Raw genomic sequence first — 14,175 nt, 5'->3', positions numbered from 1 at the left:
AATGCGAAGCAGCAAGCCCGTCACCGTTACGCTCGGCGAGATGCAGGAGCAGGTCGAGGCTCGCATCCGCTCGGGCACCTATGCCTCGGTCAGCGAGGTCGTTCGTGCCGGCCTACGGGCGCTGGAACGCGAAGAGGCAGCCATTGAGGCCGTCCTGCGCCGGAAGGTGCAGGAGGCACTGGACGACCCCGGCCAGCCGATCCCGGCCGATCAGGTGTTCGCCGACCTGCGCGCCCATCATGCCGGGCGTTTGAAGGTCCACAAGGATGGCGTGTGAACTGACCTTCCACCGACTCGCAAGGGCCGACCTGTTCAGCATCGACGCTTACATCGAGGAACAGAGCGGCCCGATCCGCGCCAGCGGCTTTCTCGATCGCATCGAGTCGGCATGCAGGGGTCTGACGGAATTTCCCGAAAAGGGAACGCCGCGCGACGACATCTCCGTGGGCTTGCGAACCTGGGCGATGGAGCGACGCGTCCCGATCGTCTACCGGGCGACACCTGAGCAGATCGAAGTCCTTCGCGTGCTCTATGCGGGCCGGGATTTTCGAGCGGACGCGGTTCCGCATTGAGGGCGGCCACCGGATCGCGAATGTGCGACCATCGGCCGATAGAATAGCTCCGCAAGCCTTGACCCCGCGCCGCCCGCGGCGCAAGCCGTGCCCCGGATCAGCCGGCCGGGCGGCCGCTCCGTCGTCAGACGGGGAGGAAAGTCCGGGCTCCATGGAGAGGCGGTGCCGGATAACCTCCGGCGGGGGCGACCCCAGGGACAGTGCCACAGAGAGCAGACCGCCTTGCAAGGCTCGTCCTTCGCAAGGTCAGGGTGAAAGGGTGCGGTAAGAGCGCACCGCGGACGCGGCAACGCGGACGGCACGGCAAACCCCACCGGGAGCAAAACCGAATAGGGGCGACACGCCTTTCCCGCGAGGGGAGGGCAGGCCCGCTCTCCAGGCTCGTCGCCCGGGTTGGTTGCTCGAGGCGGCCGGCAACGGCCGTCCCAGAGGAATGGCTGCCACGTCCGTGAGCTTAGCTCACGGGCCCTACAGAACCCGGCTTACAGGCCGGCTGATCCACCCGATTTTCCGAAGTGTGCTTTCCATTTTCGGCGCGGCGAAGCGCTTCTCGGATCGTGCGAAAGGCGCCGGCGCGAGATCGGCGCCGGAGCGTGAACGGCCGCTCGTCTCACCGGTAGAGCGCGAGAATCCCTCCGCCTCATTGACGCTCGGTTAACCTTGATGCGGTCAGATCAGAGCAGCCTGCACGGTCAAGCTCGTTGACGCGTTTCGAGGGCCCATGTTACCCCGAGCTATCCCGTTGACGCCCTATTCCGGATCGGCCGACGCTCGCTCAGGTTGCCTTGCGGGTCGGCGCGCTTATGGCCGCAGCCGTTCGCGGATCGGCGTCGCCACCTCCGAGCGGGCCGCCCGGCGGTCCGTCCACTCAGCAGGCTCTCATGACTCGTCCCTGGCCGGATGGCGCCCGAGCTTTCTCCGGATTCCGCGAGAGCGCCGCGGGGCGGAGCCGATGAGCCGGGCGCCGCGCCCGACGAGAGCCGGGACGTCGAAGGCCGGGACACGGGCCGAGACCTCGGCGACCGAAGCCGCCCGCCACGTTCCCGTTCTCCTCGCCGAAGTTCTCGCCGCGCTCGCCCTCGACCGGCCGGGTCTGGCCGTGGACGGCACCTTCGGCGCGGGCGGCTACACGAGCGCGCTCCTTGAGGCCGCGCCCGAGATCCGGGTGATCGCTATCGACCGCGATCCCAGCGCGATCCGGGCCGGGGCCGGCCTCGTCGACGCCTCCGCCGGCCGCCTGCGGCTGGTGCAGGGCCGCTTCGGGGATCTCGACACCCTCATCGCCGGCCAGGGCGAGGCGCAGGCCGACTGGGTCGTGCTCGATATCGGCGTGTCCTCGATGCAGCTCGACGAGGCCCATCGCGGCTTCTCGTTCCGCCAGGACGGGCCGCTCGACATGCGCATGGGCAGCGACAGTCCGAGCGCGGCCGATCTGGTGAACGGCGAGGAGGAGAGCACGCTCGCCGACATCCTCTATCATTTCGGCGAGGAGCGCCGCTCGCGGGCGGTGGCCCGCGCCATCGTCGAGGCGCGCCGCCGTGCCCCGATCGAGACGACGGCCCAGCTCGCCGAGCTCATCGCCGGCGTGGTGCGGCCCGAGCCCGGCTCCCCGATTCACCCGGCGACCCGCAGCTTCCAAGGCCTGCGGATCGCGGTGAACGACGAACTCGGCGAGCTCGTGCGCGGCCTCCACGCCGCCGAGCGGGTGCTCAAGCCCGGCGGCCGGCTCGCCGTCGTGACCTTTCATTCGCTGGAAGACCGCATCGTGAAGCAGTTCTTCTCCGCCCGCAGCGGACGGGCGGCGCAGGCCTCCCGCCACCTGCCGGGCGTCGAGCGGCCGGCCCCCAAGAGCTTCCAGCTCGTGACCAAGGGGCCGGTCCTGCCCTCGGAGGCGGAGACCGACCGCAACCCGCGGGCGCGCTCGGCCAAGCTGCGCGCCGGCGAGCGGACCGACGCGCCGGCGCCGCCGCCGCTGAGCGCCATCGAAACGCTGGCGAGCCTGCCGGCGCAGCAAGGACGGGGGGCACGGCGGTGATCCGGCTTCTCAACGTGCTCGCGATCGTCGGCCTGATCGGCTCGGCGGTCTACGCCTACTCGATCAAGTACGACACGCTCTATCAGGCGGGGCAGGTCTCCAAGCTGAAGACCGCCCTGCACAAGGAGCGGCAGGCCATCGCCGTGCTGCGCGCCGAGTGGCAGCTCCTGACCCGGCCGGACCGTCTCCAGGCGGCGGTCGAGCGGCATCTCACCCTCGAGCCGATCGGCGACGGGCATCTCGCCCGCCTCACCGACCTGCCGAACCGGCCCGACCGGGGCGACGAGATCGGTCGCTTGCTCGCCTCCACGGCGACCCCGACCGTGACGCCGAAGGACAAGCCGGCAGGCGTCCGCGACGAGCCGCGCACCACGGGCTCGGTCACCACCCGCACCGTCTCCACCCGCCCGCCGGCGGTTTCGAGGTAGCGTCCCCGTGTCTCACGATCCGTCGCAAGACCCCTCGCAAGATCCTTCACGCGATCCCCTGACTGCTCCCTCGCACGATCCTTCACAGGAGGGATCGGACGCGTTCGCGCAGGATAGGGCCGTGCCGGATCCGGTTCCGGAGCGGGTCGTGACCAGCGAGCCGCCGGCCTCGGCGCTGACGCGGCTCGCGCGGATGATGTTCCGCCTCGCGATCGAGCGGTCGCATGCCCGCGTGGCCCTGGTCGGTCTCGCCTTCACGGCAGTGTTCATGACGATCGGCGTCCGCCTGATCGTGATCGCGGCCACGCCCGCCAACAACAGCGACGAGCACCGGGTGGCGGCGGCCGCCACCACGGCGATCCGCCCGGACATCATCGACCGCAACGGCGAGATCCTGGCCACCGACATCCGCACCGTCTCGGTCTTCGCCGAGCCGAAGCGGATGGCGCGCACCTTCGATACCGACGAGGCGGTCGAACTCCTCACCGCGGTGCTGCCCGAGCTGAACGCGGCGGAGCTGCGCGCCAAGCTGTCCTCGAAGAAGGGCTTCGTCTGGATCAAGCGCGAGATCACGCCGAAGCAGCAGCTCGAAGTCCACCGCCTCGGCATCCCCGGCGTCGGCTTCCTGCCCGACCACAAGCGCGTCTACCCGAACGGCGTCGCCGCTGCGCACATCATCGGCGCGACCAACCTCGACAATATCGGCATCGCCGGCATCGAGAAGTACATCGACAACCGCGGCAACAAGGCACTCAACGAGTTCGGCCTCGTCGCCAAGCAGACCGACCTCTCGCCGATCCAGCTCTCCCTCGACCTGCGCGCCCAGTTCGCCCTGCGCGACGAGCTCGTGAAGGGCGTGGAGAAGTTCAGGGCCAAGGCCGGCGCCTCGATGATCCTCGACGTGACGACGGGCGAGGTCGTCGCGCTCGCCTCCTATCCGGATTTCGACCCCAACGAGCCGAAGGACGCGCTGTCCGACGACCGCATCAACCGGATGAATGTCGGCGTCTACGAGATGGGTTCGACCTTCAAGGCGATGACGCTCGCCATGGCGCTCGATTCCGGCAAGTACAACGTCAACTCGACCTTCGACACCCGCGGCGGCGTCATGCACTGGGGCCGGCAGAAGATCCACGATTACCATGCCACCGGCCGCGTGCTGACCATGCCGGAGGTGTTCACCCACTCCTCCAACATCGGCTCGGCCAAGATGGCGCTGGGCGTGGGCGTGCCCGGCCACCGCGCCTTCCTGAAGAAGATGGGCCTGCTCGACCGGATGCGGACCGAGCTGCCGGAATCGGCCGCGCCGATCCTTCCGCCGCGCTGGGCCGAAATCAACACCATCACCATCGCCTTCGGCCACGGCATCGCGGTGGCGCCGATCCAGGCGGCGGCGGCGGTGGCGGCGATCGTCAACGGCGGCGATCTGATGACGCCGACCTTCCTCAAGACCGACGAGCCGACCGCACGGGCCAAGGCCAGCCACGTGCTGAAGCCCGAGGCCAGCGAGGCGATGCGCTTCATCATGCGCCTCAACGCCACCGAGGGCTCGGCCAAGAAGGCTTCGATCCCGCTCTACTACGTCGGCGGCAAGACCGGCACGGCGGAGAAGGTCATCAACGGGCGCTACGTCAAGAACCGTCTGTTCACGACCTTCATGGCGGCCGCCCCGATGGACAAGCCGAAATACCTGTTCCTGACGATCATGGACGAGCCGCAGGGCCTGCCCGAGAACGGCGGCTACGCCACAGCGGCCTACAATTCGGGCACGGTGACGGGCAAGATCATCGAGCGGGCCGCGCCGATCCTCGGGCTCCCGCCGCGCTTCGACCCGCCGGTGAAGCCGTTCCCTCTGATGGTGAAGCTCGGCGCCTACCACGCGACCATGGTGGACGGGCAGTGACGGTGTCCTGTACCCCGTCGGCCTGACCCGCACGGACGCTTCCGAGGTTTCTTTCCGATGAGCCAGCCGACGCTTGGCGACCTGTTCCCGGAGGCGGACGCGGCAATCGCCGGCCGCTCCGTCGCCGGGCTGACCGCCGACAGCCGCCGGGTCGTGCCCGGCGGCGTGTTCGTGGCGGTGCCCGGCACCGCCGCCGACGGCCGGCATTTCGCCGCCGCCGCCGCCGGAGCCGGCGCGATCGCCGTGGCCGGGGAGGGGACGCGCCCGGACAACCTGCCCGAGGCGACGGCCTGGATCGAAGTGGCGGAGGCCCGTCGTGCCCTGGCGCTCGCCGCCGCCCGGCTGTCGGGGCGTCAGCCGGAGACGGTGGTGGCGGTGACCGGCACCAGCGGGAAAAGTTCGGTCGCCGATTTCGTGCGCCAGATCCTGTCGCGGCTCGGCCGCGAATCGGCGAGCCTCGGCACCGTCGGCATCGTCACGAACCGCGGCGCGGAATACGGCTCGCTGACGACGCCCGACCCCGTCACGCTGCACCAGACCCTCGCACGGCTGGCGGATGAAGGCATCACCGATCTGGCCATGGAGGCCTCGTCGCACGGCATCGAGCAGCGCCGCCTCGACGGGGTGGAACTGACCGCCGCCGCCTTCACCAATCTCGGCCGCGATCACCTCGACTATCATCCGACGATCGAGGACTATCTCGAAGCCAAGCTCCGGCTGTTCACGGCGCTGCTGCCGAAGGGCCGCCCGGCCATCGTCAACGCCGACGGCGCCTATGCCGAGCGCGTGATCGGCACGGCCGACGCCGCCGGGCACACGATCCTGACCACGGGGCGCGGCGGTGACTTCATCGGCCTGATGGAAGCCGGCACGGAGGGCTTCTCGCAGAGCCTGACGCTGATCCACGACGGCCGGGAATACCGGGTGCGGCTGCCGCTCGTCGGCGGCTTCCAGGTCGAGAACGCGCTCGTCGCGGCGGGCCTCGCCCTGGTGACGCCGACCGGTGCCGCCGATCCGGCCGGCGTCTTCGCCGCGCTCGAAGGGCTCACCGGCGTGCCGGGCCGCATGGAGCGGATCGGCGAGGCGAATGGCGGTCTCTGCCTCGTCGATTACGCCCACAAGCCCGAAGCCTTGGAGCACGTGTTGACGGCCCTGCGCCCCTTCGCCAGCGGGCGCCTCGTCGTGGTGTTCGGCTGCGGCGGCAACCGCGACGCCGGCAAGCGGCCGATCATGGGCGCGATCGCCGAACGCCTCGCCGACCGGGTCATCGTCACGGACGACAACCCCCGCAACGAGGAGCCCGCCGCGATCCGCGCCGCCATCCGCGCCGCGGCACCGGGGGCGGAGGAGATCGGCGACCGGGCCGAGGCGATCCGCTCCGGCGTGCGGAGCTTACGCGCCGGCGACGTGCTGGTGGTGGCCGGCAAGGGTCATGAAACCGGCCAGATCGTCGGGCCACGGGTGCTCCCGTTCTCGGATCACGACACCCTGCGCGCCGCGATCGCGGAGATGAACGGATGAGCGACGCCCCCCTCTGGACCCCCGCCGCCCTGGAAGCGGCCACCGGCGGGCGCCGGATCGGCGCGCCGCGCGCCGTCACCGGCGCCTCGATCGACACCCGCAGCCTGGAGCCGGGCGACCTGTTCTTCGCCATCCGCGGCGAGGTGCGGGATGGGCACGACTTCGTGCGCGCAGCCCTTGAGAAGGGCGCTGGCGCCGCGGTGGTCACGGCCGCGCGCACAAAAGAATTCGAGGGCGCCGGCCCGGTGCTCGCCGTCCCGGATGAGGGCGAGGATCCGGTGCTGGAGGCGATGCGCCGCCTCGGCCTCGCTGCCCGCGCCCGCACCGGAGCGGCGATCGTCGCGGTGACGGGCTCCGTCGGCAAGACCGGCACCAAGGAAGCCTTGCGCCACGTGCTCTCGGCGCAAGGCGCCACGCACGCCTCGGTCGCCTCCTACAACAACCATTGGGGCGTGCCGCTGACGCTGGCGCGGATGCCGGAAGACAGCCGCTTCGGCGTGTTCGAGATCGGCATGAACCACGGCGCCGAGATCCTGCCGCTCACCGCCATGGTGCGGCCGGACGTGGCACTGATCACAACGGTCGAGCCGGTGCATATCGAGCATTTCCGCTCGCTGTCCGCCATCGCTGACGCCAAGGGGGAGATCTTCTCAGGGCTCAAGCCCGGCGGCGTCGCGGTGGTCAACCGCGACAATCCGAACTACGAGCGGCTGCTCGCCCACGCCCACGCCTCGCGAGCCGGGCGCGTCATCACCTTCGGCGAGCATGCTTCGGCGGATGTGCGCGCCCACCGTATCCTGACCCGCCCGGACGTCTCGGTGGTCGACGCCACCGTGATGGGCGTGCCCCTGACCTACCAGCTCGGCACGCCGGGCCGGCACGTCGCGATGAACTCGCTCGGCGTGCTGGCCTGCATCCACGCGCTCGGCGCCGACCTCGCCCGCGCCGCCCTGTCTCTGGCGAGCCTCAAGCCGCCGGTCGGGCGCGGCGAACGCACGGCGCTGCGGATCGACGACGGCGAGGCCTTCCTCATCGACGAGAGCTACAACGCCAACCCCGCCTCGATCCGCGCCGCCCTGGCCACGCTCGCCGGCATCGACACCGGGGCCAAGGGCCGGCGCATCGCCGTGCTCGGCGACATGAAGGAACTCGGCGCCGCCGGGGAGACGCTGCACCGCGAACTGGCGGACGCGGTCGCCGCGAACGGAATCGATCGCGTCTTCGCCGTCGGTCCGCTCATGGCGCACCTGTTCGAGGCGCTGCCGATGCCGGTGCGAGGCACCGCCGGCCTCACCGCCGAGGATGTCACCGACGCCGTCCTCGCGACCCTGCGGCCGGGCGATGCGGTGATGGTGAAGGGTTCCAACTCGATGCGCATGGTCCGCATTGTCGAAGCGGTCAAAGCCCGCTACGCGGTCGCGCCGGACCCGCGCGAAGCCTCGCTGAACGCGGTCCGCTAAACGTTTCAGATCATCGGCCAGGCCCTCGCGCCCGGCCGTTCCATCCGGCCGCGCGCAAAGCCGAGCCGGTCGTGTCGACTAAGAACCTGCCGCGGGCGGACGAACGCATGCTCTATCTGCTGTCGGAACTGAGCGGCACGCTCACGCCCCTCAACGTGTTCCGCTACATCACCTTCCGTACCGGCGGCGCGCTGTTCACGGCCGGCTTCTTCGTGTTCTGGTTCGGGCCCTGGATCATCTCGCTGCTGCGCCTGCGCCAAGGCAAGGGCCAGCCGATCCGCGAGGACGGCCCGGCCACTCACCTGACTAAGCGCGGCACGCCGACCATGGGCGGCCTGATGATCCTGGCCGGCGCCGTAGTCTCGATCCTGCTCTGGACCAACCCGCACAATCACTACGTCTGGGTGACGCTCGCCGTGACCCTCGGCTTCGGCGCGATCGGCTTCTACGACGATTATCTCAAGGTGACGAAGCAGTCGCACAAAGGGTTTTCCGGCCGCTTCCGGCTTTTGCTCGAATTCGCGATCGCGGGCGCCGCCTGCCTGCTGATCTCGATCTACTCGCCGCCCGCACTGCAGAATCAGCTCGCCTTTCCCGTCCTCAAGGACACGCTGCTGAACCTCGGCTGGTTCTGGGTGCCGTTCGCCGCCTTCGTGATCGTCGGCGCCGGCAACGCGGTCAACATCACCGACGGCCTCGACGGTCTCGCGATCGTGCCCGTGATGATCGCCTGCGCCACCTTCGGCGTGATCGCCTACCTCGTCGGCAACGTCATCTACGCCAACTACCTGCAGGTGAACTACGTGCGCGACACCGGCGAACTCGCCGTGGTCTGCGGCGCGGTGATCGGCGCGGGGCTTGGCTTCCTCTGGTTCAACGCGCCGCCCGCGCAGATCTTCATGGGTGACACCGGGTCGCTCGCGCTCGGCGGCCTGCTCGGCTCGATCGCGGTGGCGGCCAAGCACGAGATCGTGCTCGCCATCGTCGGCGGCCTGTTCGTTCTGGAGATCATGTCGGTGATCATCCAGGTGCTGTCGTTCAAGCTCACGGGCAAACGCGTCTTCCGCATGGCGCCGATCCATCACCATTTCGAGCAGAAGGGCTGGAAGGAGCCGCAGGTCGTGATCCGGTTCTGGATCATCGCCGTCATCCTGGCGCTGGTCGGCCTCGCCACGCTGAAGCTGCGTTGAGCCGGCACGAGAGACACAGACCATGACGCCAGCCACCACCTTCGCCGGCCGGAAGGTCGCCCTGTTCGGCCTCGGCGGGTCCGGGCTCGCGACCGTCCGCTCCCTGCTCGCGGGCGGCGCCGACGTGCTGGCCTGGGACGACAACGCAGCCAGCCGCGACCGTGCCCGTGAACAGGGCATCACCGTCACGGATCTTAATGAGGCCGACTGGTCGGGCTTCTCCGCCCTGGTGCTCGCGCCCGGCGTGCCGCTGACCCATCCTGAGCCGCACTGGACCGTGGGGCTGGCCCGCGGGGCCGGCGTCGCGATCATCGGCGATATCGAGATCTTCTGCCGCGAGCGCGCGGCGCTGGCGCCGGAGGCGCCGTTCGTGGCCATCACCGGCACCAACGGCAAATCCACCACCACGGCGCTCACCGCCCACCTGCTGCGCCATGCCGGCCGCGACGTGCAGATGGGTGGCAATATCGGCACCGCGATCCTGTCACTGGAGCCTCCGGCCGCGAACCGCGTCCACGTGGTCGAGCTGTCCTCGTTCCAGATCGACCTGACACCTTCGCTCAAGCCCAGCGTCGGCATTCTGCTGAACTTGACGCCGGACCATCTCGACCGTCACGGCACCATGGAGAACTACGCCGCCATCAAGGAGCGGCTGGTGGCCGGCGCCGACCTCGCGGTAACCGGCGTGGACGATCCGTATTGCGCGGCCATCGCCGAGCGCCGCGCGGGCGCGCGCATCCGCCTCCATGTCGAGGGCCACGGTGACGAGGCCGGCGATTATGTCGGCGCGGACGGGAGGGTACGCGGGCCCGACGGCGCCGTGATCGCCGAAGTCTCCGGCATCCAGGCGCTGCTCGGCGACCACAATCTCCAGAATGCCGCCGCCGCGGTCGCCGCCGCGATCCGGCTCGGCCTCACCGGGGCAGAGATCGCGGCGGGGCTCAAGAGCTTTCCCGGCCTCGCCCACCGCATGGAGCCCCTGCGCCGCATCGGCACGACGCTGTTCGTCAACGATTCCAAGGCGACCAACGCCGATTCCACCGAGAAGGCACTGCTGGCCTTCCGCGACATCCACTGGATCGTCGGCGGCAAGGCGAAGGAGGGCGGTATCGAGCCGCTGGCGCCGCTGTTCGACCGCGTGGCGCACGCCTACCTGATCGGCGCCTCAAGCGACGCCTTCGCCGCAACGCTGGACGGGCGCCTGCCCTTCACCCGTTGCGACACGCTGGAGGCCGCGACGGCGGCGGCGGCGCAGGCCGCCCGCGCATCGGGCACGGCGGCGCCCGTCGTACTGCTGTCGCCGGCCTGCGCCTCCTACGACCAGTTCCCGAACTTCGAGGTCCGCGGCGACCGGTTTCGCGCGCTGGTCGCCGGGCTGCCGGAAGCGGGCGCTGAATAACCCCGCCTCCGGTATCGCCTCCGGTTTATCTCGCGAGAGCCAGCGACGCGACTCAGCGCGCGACCGATCCGCAAATGTCGCGCCCTGGATCGCGTCGGCTCCGCCTCGCGATGAGGGCGGGGGTCCACCGATGGAGGCGGCGCGTCTGGAGTGCCTCACAAAACTCCCGATTGCCGACGGTTCTCGCTTTGGCGAAGACAGCGCAGCGGGAGTTTTGTGAGAGACACTCAGGCGCTCTTCTCAATCGGCCGGGCCTCGACCGGAGGTTCGGCGGCCTTGGCCTCCGCGCCTGTCTCCGATGAACGTCCCTTGCCGACCGTGCGACGGGCGCGGAAGACGGGCCGCGCCTCCGCTTCCCTGCGCTTGAGCATGGTGCGGAACTCGTCGCGCCGCTCGTGGATCGAGGCGATGACGTGGCCCATCGGCACGCCGACATCAACGAGCACGGCTTCCGAGAGCTGCAGCGAGGCCTCGATCGTCTCGGGCACCGCGTCATCGACGCCCATTTCGTAGAGCTGCGTGGCGTGGCGCGCGTCGCGGGCGCGGGCGACGATGGTCAGGTCCGGACGCTCGGCGCGGGCCGCCTGCACCACAGCCTCCACCGCGCGGGGATTGTCGAGGGTGACCACTAGGGCGCGGGCGGTGGCGATGTCGCAGCGGCGCAGCATTTCCGTGTTGGCCGAATCCCCGAAATAGACCGGGCTGCCGAGGCGGCGCTGTTCGGCGACGCGGGCGGGATCCGAATCGAGGGCGAGGTAGGGAATGGCGTGGCGCTTGAGCATCTCGCCGACCAGCCGCCCGACCCGGCCGTAGCCCGCGACGATCACCCGGTTCTGCTGGGGGTCCGGCACCGGCTCGGCCCGTGCCCGGCCGAGCGCTTCCTTGGAGACCTGCTTGCCGACCCGGCGACCCAGAGCTGCAAGGCCGGGGATCGCGATCATGGTCACGGTGGTGACGATGAGGGCGGCGCCGCCCACAGGCTCCGGCACGAGGCCCGCGACCATGGCGCCGCCGATCAGCACGAAGGCGAACTCGCCGCCGGGGCCGATCAGCAGCGCCGTCTCGAGCGCGACCGCGCGGGAGAGTCCCATGATACGGGCGCCCGCCAGCACCACCGCCCCCTTGATCAGGAGCAGCCCGAGCGACAGGCCGAGAATGGCGCCGGGCGCGGCGACGAGTTGGGCCGGGTCGAGGTTCATGCCGACCGAGACGAAGAACACACCGAGCAGGAGCCCCTTGAACGGGTCGATCGTCGCCTCGATCGCCCGGCGATACTCGGTCTCGGCCAGAAGCAGGCCGGCGACGAAGGCGCCGAGCGTCATCGACAGGCCGCTGCCGGCTGCCACCAGCGCGGTGGCCACGATGACGAGCAGACAGGCCGCCATGAACAGTTCGGGCGAGCGGGTGCGCGCCACGAGCTGGAAGAGCGGGCGAAGGGCCACGCGGCCGGCCACCACGATCACGACCAGGGCGATCACCGCCTGGCCGAGCGCCAGGGCGAGCGCGCCGCCGAGATCGCCGCCGTCCTTCCGGCCGAGCACGGCGATGGCGAACAGGATCGGGGCGACCGCCAGATCCTGGAACAGCAGGATCGCGAAGCTGGTGCGCCCGGCCGGCGTGCCGAGCCGCTTCTGCTCGGCAAGCACCGGCAGCACCACCGCCGTGGACGAAAGCGCGAGCGCGAGCCCGACTAGCACCGCCCCGGCCACCGGCTGATCGAGTGCGACGAGGATCGCGGCGATGACGCCCGCGGAGGCTGCCACCTGGATCGCGCCGAGGCCGAACACGAGGCGGCGCAGCACCCGCAGGCGCTCCCAGGACAATTCGATCCCAATCATGAACATCAGGAAGATGACGCCGAACTCGGCCAGATGGGCGATTTCCGACCGATTGCCGATGGTGAAGGGCGCCAGCCACGGATGCGCGTCGGCGAAGCGCCCGAGACCGAAGGGGCCGAGCAGCGCGCCGGCGCCGAGAAATCCGAGCACCGGTGAGATCCGCAGCCGGTGGAACAGCGGCACGACGATGCCGGCGGTCACGAGAAAGAGGATCGCCTCCCGGTAGCCGCCCGCAAATGCGCCCGCATGCGCGCCGGCCTGCGCGGCAATCTGGGCTCCGGCCTGCACGGGGTCGGTCATCGAGCTTGTACGCTGGTGCTGAAAGACGAGGAGGGCGGCCCGGCGCCTTGCAGCTTCGATGCCGCCAGGGGACCGGACCGCATCATGGGCGGCGAGCCGGTCGTGGAGCAATCGTTTTCCGCACCCTCCCGCGGTTTTCGCGTCGCCGCTTCCGCCATGGCAGTCAGGCTATCTGGCCATCCACCGCTCATCGTGTTGGCCGGCACAACTTCGGCACAATACGCGCTTACGCTCGGGTAACGCGATGTTAGGAGGTGGCGGGTCCGCCGCCTCCGGAGGCCCGCAGCAGTCCAAGAAGCGCATGAATTTCTTCCGCAGACAGCCTCCGAACCGGGACGTGCAGCGCGAGCGGCGCGACTGGGTGCTCGACCAGCAACGGTGGAAGCACGAGCGCGACATCGAGCGCGGCTACCGCATCAAGTGGGGCTACGTCGCCATCGCCTACCTCGTCGAGTTCATGGTGATCGGCGCCTCGCTGTGGGGCGCGTGGCTGTTCGCGGGCTATTACAGCGACGGCGACGAACGGGCGTTCTACTTCATGCTGCTGGCGCCGCTGGTCTACGCCGCGGTGGAACTGTGCCGCGTGCCCCTCGGCATCCTGGCGCGCACGCAGCGCTCCTGGTTCGTGAAGAGCCTGGCGGTCATCGGCATCATCTTCGCCGCGGGCGTGACCACCAAATCGGTGTCGCAGCTCGGCGAGATGATGTTCCATCCCCGCTTGATGGACGCGGCCAAGGCCAAGACCGCTCTCAAGGACGCGCAGGCCGACCGCGACAGCATCGATACCCGGATTGCCGCCGCCAATGCCCGCGTCGAGCAGTACACGAACGAGCTGGAACAGATCGAGCGGCGCTCGGCCGAGAACGCCTCGCAGCTCGCCGGCCTTCCGGCGCAGCGCTGCGAGCGCATCTCCGGCACCAACAGCCGCGGCATGCGCTACTCGAACCTGAAATGCGTCACCGACCCGCGCACCGCGACCCTCAACGCCGCGGTGGCCAAGGCGGGTACCGACCGCAGCGCCATCGTCAAGGAGCTGGAGGAGGCGCGCAAGGCGCGCGGCCTCCTCGACCGGGGCGCGGCCGACCGCAAGGTCGCCGATGCCGAGCAGGCCTACCGCAACGCGGTCAACCGCTCGCAACTCCACTCCTTCACCGCCATGGTCTACGGCGTCGATCCGATCGAGGTGAGCGACGCACAGGTCCACGCCTTCCTGCGCATCTTCGTGTTCGTGCCGGCCCTCTGCGCGGCCTTTGCCTCGACGATCCTGGCGCTCTCGGCGGTCTCGGTGCGCCGGACCTTCATGGACGAGGACGACCTCGGCGCCGCCGTGAACCCGGAAGCCACGCCCTACCTGCTCGCCTCGATCGCCGAGGGCGTGCGCCAGGAAATGGCCCTGGCTCAGCCCAGACCGGTCACGCGCGACGCCTCGGTGATTCCGCTGGAGCGACGCACGGCCCCGGTGGTGCCGCCGCCCCCGCCGCCCGCCAACACTTCCGGCAACGCCCCGACCGGCGTGACCGCGTAAAGCC

Annotated in this window: 11 protein-coding genes and 1 other RNA gene; 11 read left to right on the top strand and 1 reads right to left on the bottom strand. The window is 70.0% G+C overall.

The window, feature by feature from the left end; translation table 11 throughout:
• The first annotated feature begins 1 nt into the window (after nucleotide 1).
• The 10 genes from LPC10_RS23580 (at nucleotide 2) to murD (ending at nucleotide 10,508) form a co-directional block, all read left to right on the top strand.
• Complete coding sequence (locus tag LPC10_RS23580; RefSeq protein WP_231344664.1) at nucleotides 2–277, top strand: type II toxin-antitoxin system ParD family antitoxin; 276 nt, start codon at nucleotides 2–4, stop codon at nucleotides 275–277.
• Nucleotides 267–572 carry a type II toxin-antitoxin system RelE/ParE family toxin gene (locus tag LPC10_RS23575; RefSeq protein WP_231344662.1) on the top strand — a complete coding sequence of 102 codons (306 nt, stop codon included), beginning with the start codon at nucleotides 267–269 and terminating at the stop codon, nucleotides 570–572. The genes LPC10_RS23580 and LPC10_RS23575 overlap by 11 nt, the downstream gene beginning before the upstream one ends.
• A gap of 97 nt (nucleotides 573–669) precedes the next feature.
• Nucleotides 670–1,073: RNase P RNA component class A (rnpB, locus tag LPC10_RS23570), an RNA gene on the top strand.
• Between the two features lie 451 nt (nucleotides 1,074–1,524).
• Nucleotides 1,525–2,607 (top strand): 16S rRNA (cytosine(1402)-N(4))-methyltransferase RsmH, encoded by a 1,083-nt coding sequence (gene rsmH, locus LPC10_RS23565; RefSeq protein ID WP_231344661.1) that lies wholly within the window; start codon nucleotides 1,525–1,527, stop codon nucleotides 2,605–2,607.
• Nucleotides 2,604–3,035 carry a hypothetical protein gene (locus LPC10_RS23560; RefSeq protein ID WP_231344660.1) on the top strand — a complete coding sequence of 144 codons (432 nt, stop codon included), beginning with the start codon at nucleotides 2,604–2,606 and terminating at the stop codon, nucleotides 3,033–3,035. The genes rsmH and LPC10_RS23560 overlap by 4 nt, the downstream gene beginning before the upstream one ends.
• A 7-nt stretch (nucleotides 3,036–3,042) precedes the next feature.
• A complete protein-coding gene (locus LPC10_RS23555) occupies nucleotides 3,043–4,938 on the top strand; it encodes a penicillin-binding protein 2 (RefSeq protein ID WP_231344658.1) in 1,896 nt (631 codons plus the stop codon).
• Nucleotides 4,939–4,995: 57 nt separating this feature from the next.
• The gene (locus tag LPC10_RS23550; protein WP_231344657.1) at nucleotides 4,996–6,459 is read left to right on the top strand and encodes a UDP-N-acetylmuramoyl-L-alanyl-D-glutamate--2,6-diaminopimelate ligase; all 1,464 of its coding nucleotides are present in this window, start codon (nucleotides 4,996–4,998) and stop codon (nucleotides 6,457–6,459) included.
• Nucleotides 6,456–7,919: a UDP-N-acetylmuramoylalanyl-D-glutamyl-2,6-diaminopimelate--D-alanyl-D-alanine ligase gene (locus tag LPC10_RS23545; protein ID WP_231344656.1), complete on the top strand. Its 1,464-nt coding sequence runs from the start codon at nucleotides 6,456–6,458 to the stop codon at nucleotides 7,917–7,919. The genes LPC10_RS23550 and LPC10_RS23545 overlap by 4 nt, the downstream gene beginning before the upstream one ends.
• A 107-nt stretch (nucleotides 7,920–8,026) precedes the next feature.
• Nucleotides 8,027–9,109 carry a phospho-N-acetylmuramoyl-pentapeptide-transferase gene (mraY, locus tag LPC10_RS23540; protein WP_108942446.1) on the top strand — a complete coding sequence of 361 codons (1,083 nt, stop codon included), beginning with the start codon at nucleotides 8,027–8,029 and terminating at the stop codon, nucleotides 9,107–9,109.
• A gap of 22 nt (nucleotides 9,110–9,131) precedes the next feature.
• Nucleotides 9,132–10,508, top strand: coding sequence for a UDP-N-acetylmuramoyl-L-alanine--D-glutamate ligase (gene murD / locus LPC10_RS23535; RefSeq protein ID WP_231344655.1), 1,377 nt, complete (start codon nucleotides 9,132–9,134; stop codon nucleotides 10,506–10,508).
• Nucleotides 10,509–10,735: 227 nt separating this feature from the next.
• Here murD and LPC10_RS23530 read toward each other — a convergent pair whose 3' ends face one another.
• A complete protein-coding gene (locus LPC10_RS23530; RefSeq protein WP_231344654.1) occupies nucleotides 10,736–12,646 on the bottom strand; it encodes a cation:proton antiporter in 1,911 nt (636 codons plus the stop codon).
• Nucleotides 12,647–12,947: 301 nt separating this feature from the next.
• On the opposite strand from LPC10_RS23530, the gene LPC10_RS23525 reads away from it, so the two are divergent.
• The gene (locus LPC10_RS23525; protein WP_231344653.1) at nucleotides 12,948–14,171 is read left to right on the top strand and encodes an ATPase; all 1,224 of its coding nucleotides are present in this window, start codon (nucleotides 12,948–12,950) and stop codon (nucleotides 14,169–14,171) included.
• Nucleotides 14,172–14,175 lie beyond the last annotated feature (4 nt).

Source organism: Methylorubrum sp. B1-46 (assembly GCF_021117295.1).
Classification (GTDB): domain Bacteria; phylum Pseudomonadota; class Alphaproteobacteria; order Rhizobiales; family Beijerinckiaceae; genus Methylobacterium.
Note: the sequence above shows the minus strand (reverse complement) of the source record. Positions and strands in the feature narration are given on the sequence as shown.

What these genes read in the sequence shown, in the direction of transcription:
- rsmH (WP_231344661.1), top strand. Translation starts at nt 1,525, where the DNA reads ATGAGCCGGGCGCCGCGCCCGACGAGAGCCGGGACGTCGAAGGCCGGG.
- LPC10_RS23575 (WP_231344662.1), top strand. Translation starts at nt 267, where the DNA reads ATGGCGTGTGAACTGACCTTCCACCGACTCGCAAGGGCCGACCTGTTC.
- LPC10_RS23545 (WP_231344656.1), top strand. Translation starts at nt 6,456, where the DNA reads ATGAGCGACGCCCCCCTCTGGACCCCCGCCGCCCTGGAAGCGGCCACC.
- LPC10_RS23525 (WP_231344653.1), top strand. Translation starts at nt 12,948, where the DNA reads ATGAATTTCTTCCGCAGACAGCCTCCGAACCGGGACGTGCAGCGCGAG.
- LPC10_RS23580 (WP_231344664.1), top strand. Translation starts at nt 2, where the DNA reads ATGCGAAGCAGCAAGCCCGTCACCGTTACGCTCGGCGAGATGCAGGAG.
- LPC10_RS23530 (WP_231344654.1), bottom strand. Translation starts at nt 12,646, where the DNA reads ATGACCGACCCCGTGCAGGCCGGAGCCCAGATTGCCGCGCAGGCCGGC.
- LPC10_RS23550 (WP_231344657.1), top strand. Translation starts at nt 4,996, where the DNA reads ATGAGCCAGCCGACGCTTGGCGACCTGTTCCCGGAGGCGGACGCGGCA.
- mraY (WP_108942446.1), top strand. Translation starts at nt 8,027, where the DNA reads ATGCTCTATCTGCTGTCGGAACTGAGCGGCACGCTCACGCCCCTCAAC.
- murD (WP_231344655.1), top strand. Translation starts at nt 9,132, where the DNA reads ATGACGCCAGCCACCACCTTCGCCGGCCGGAAGGTCGCCCTGTTCGGC.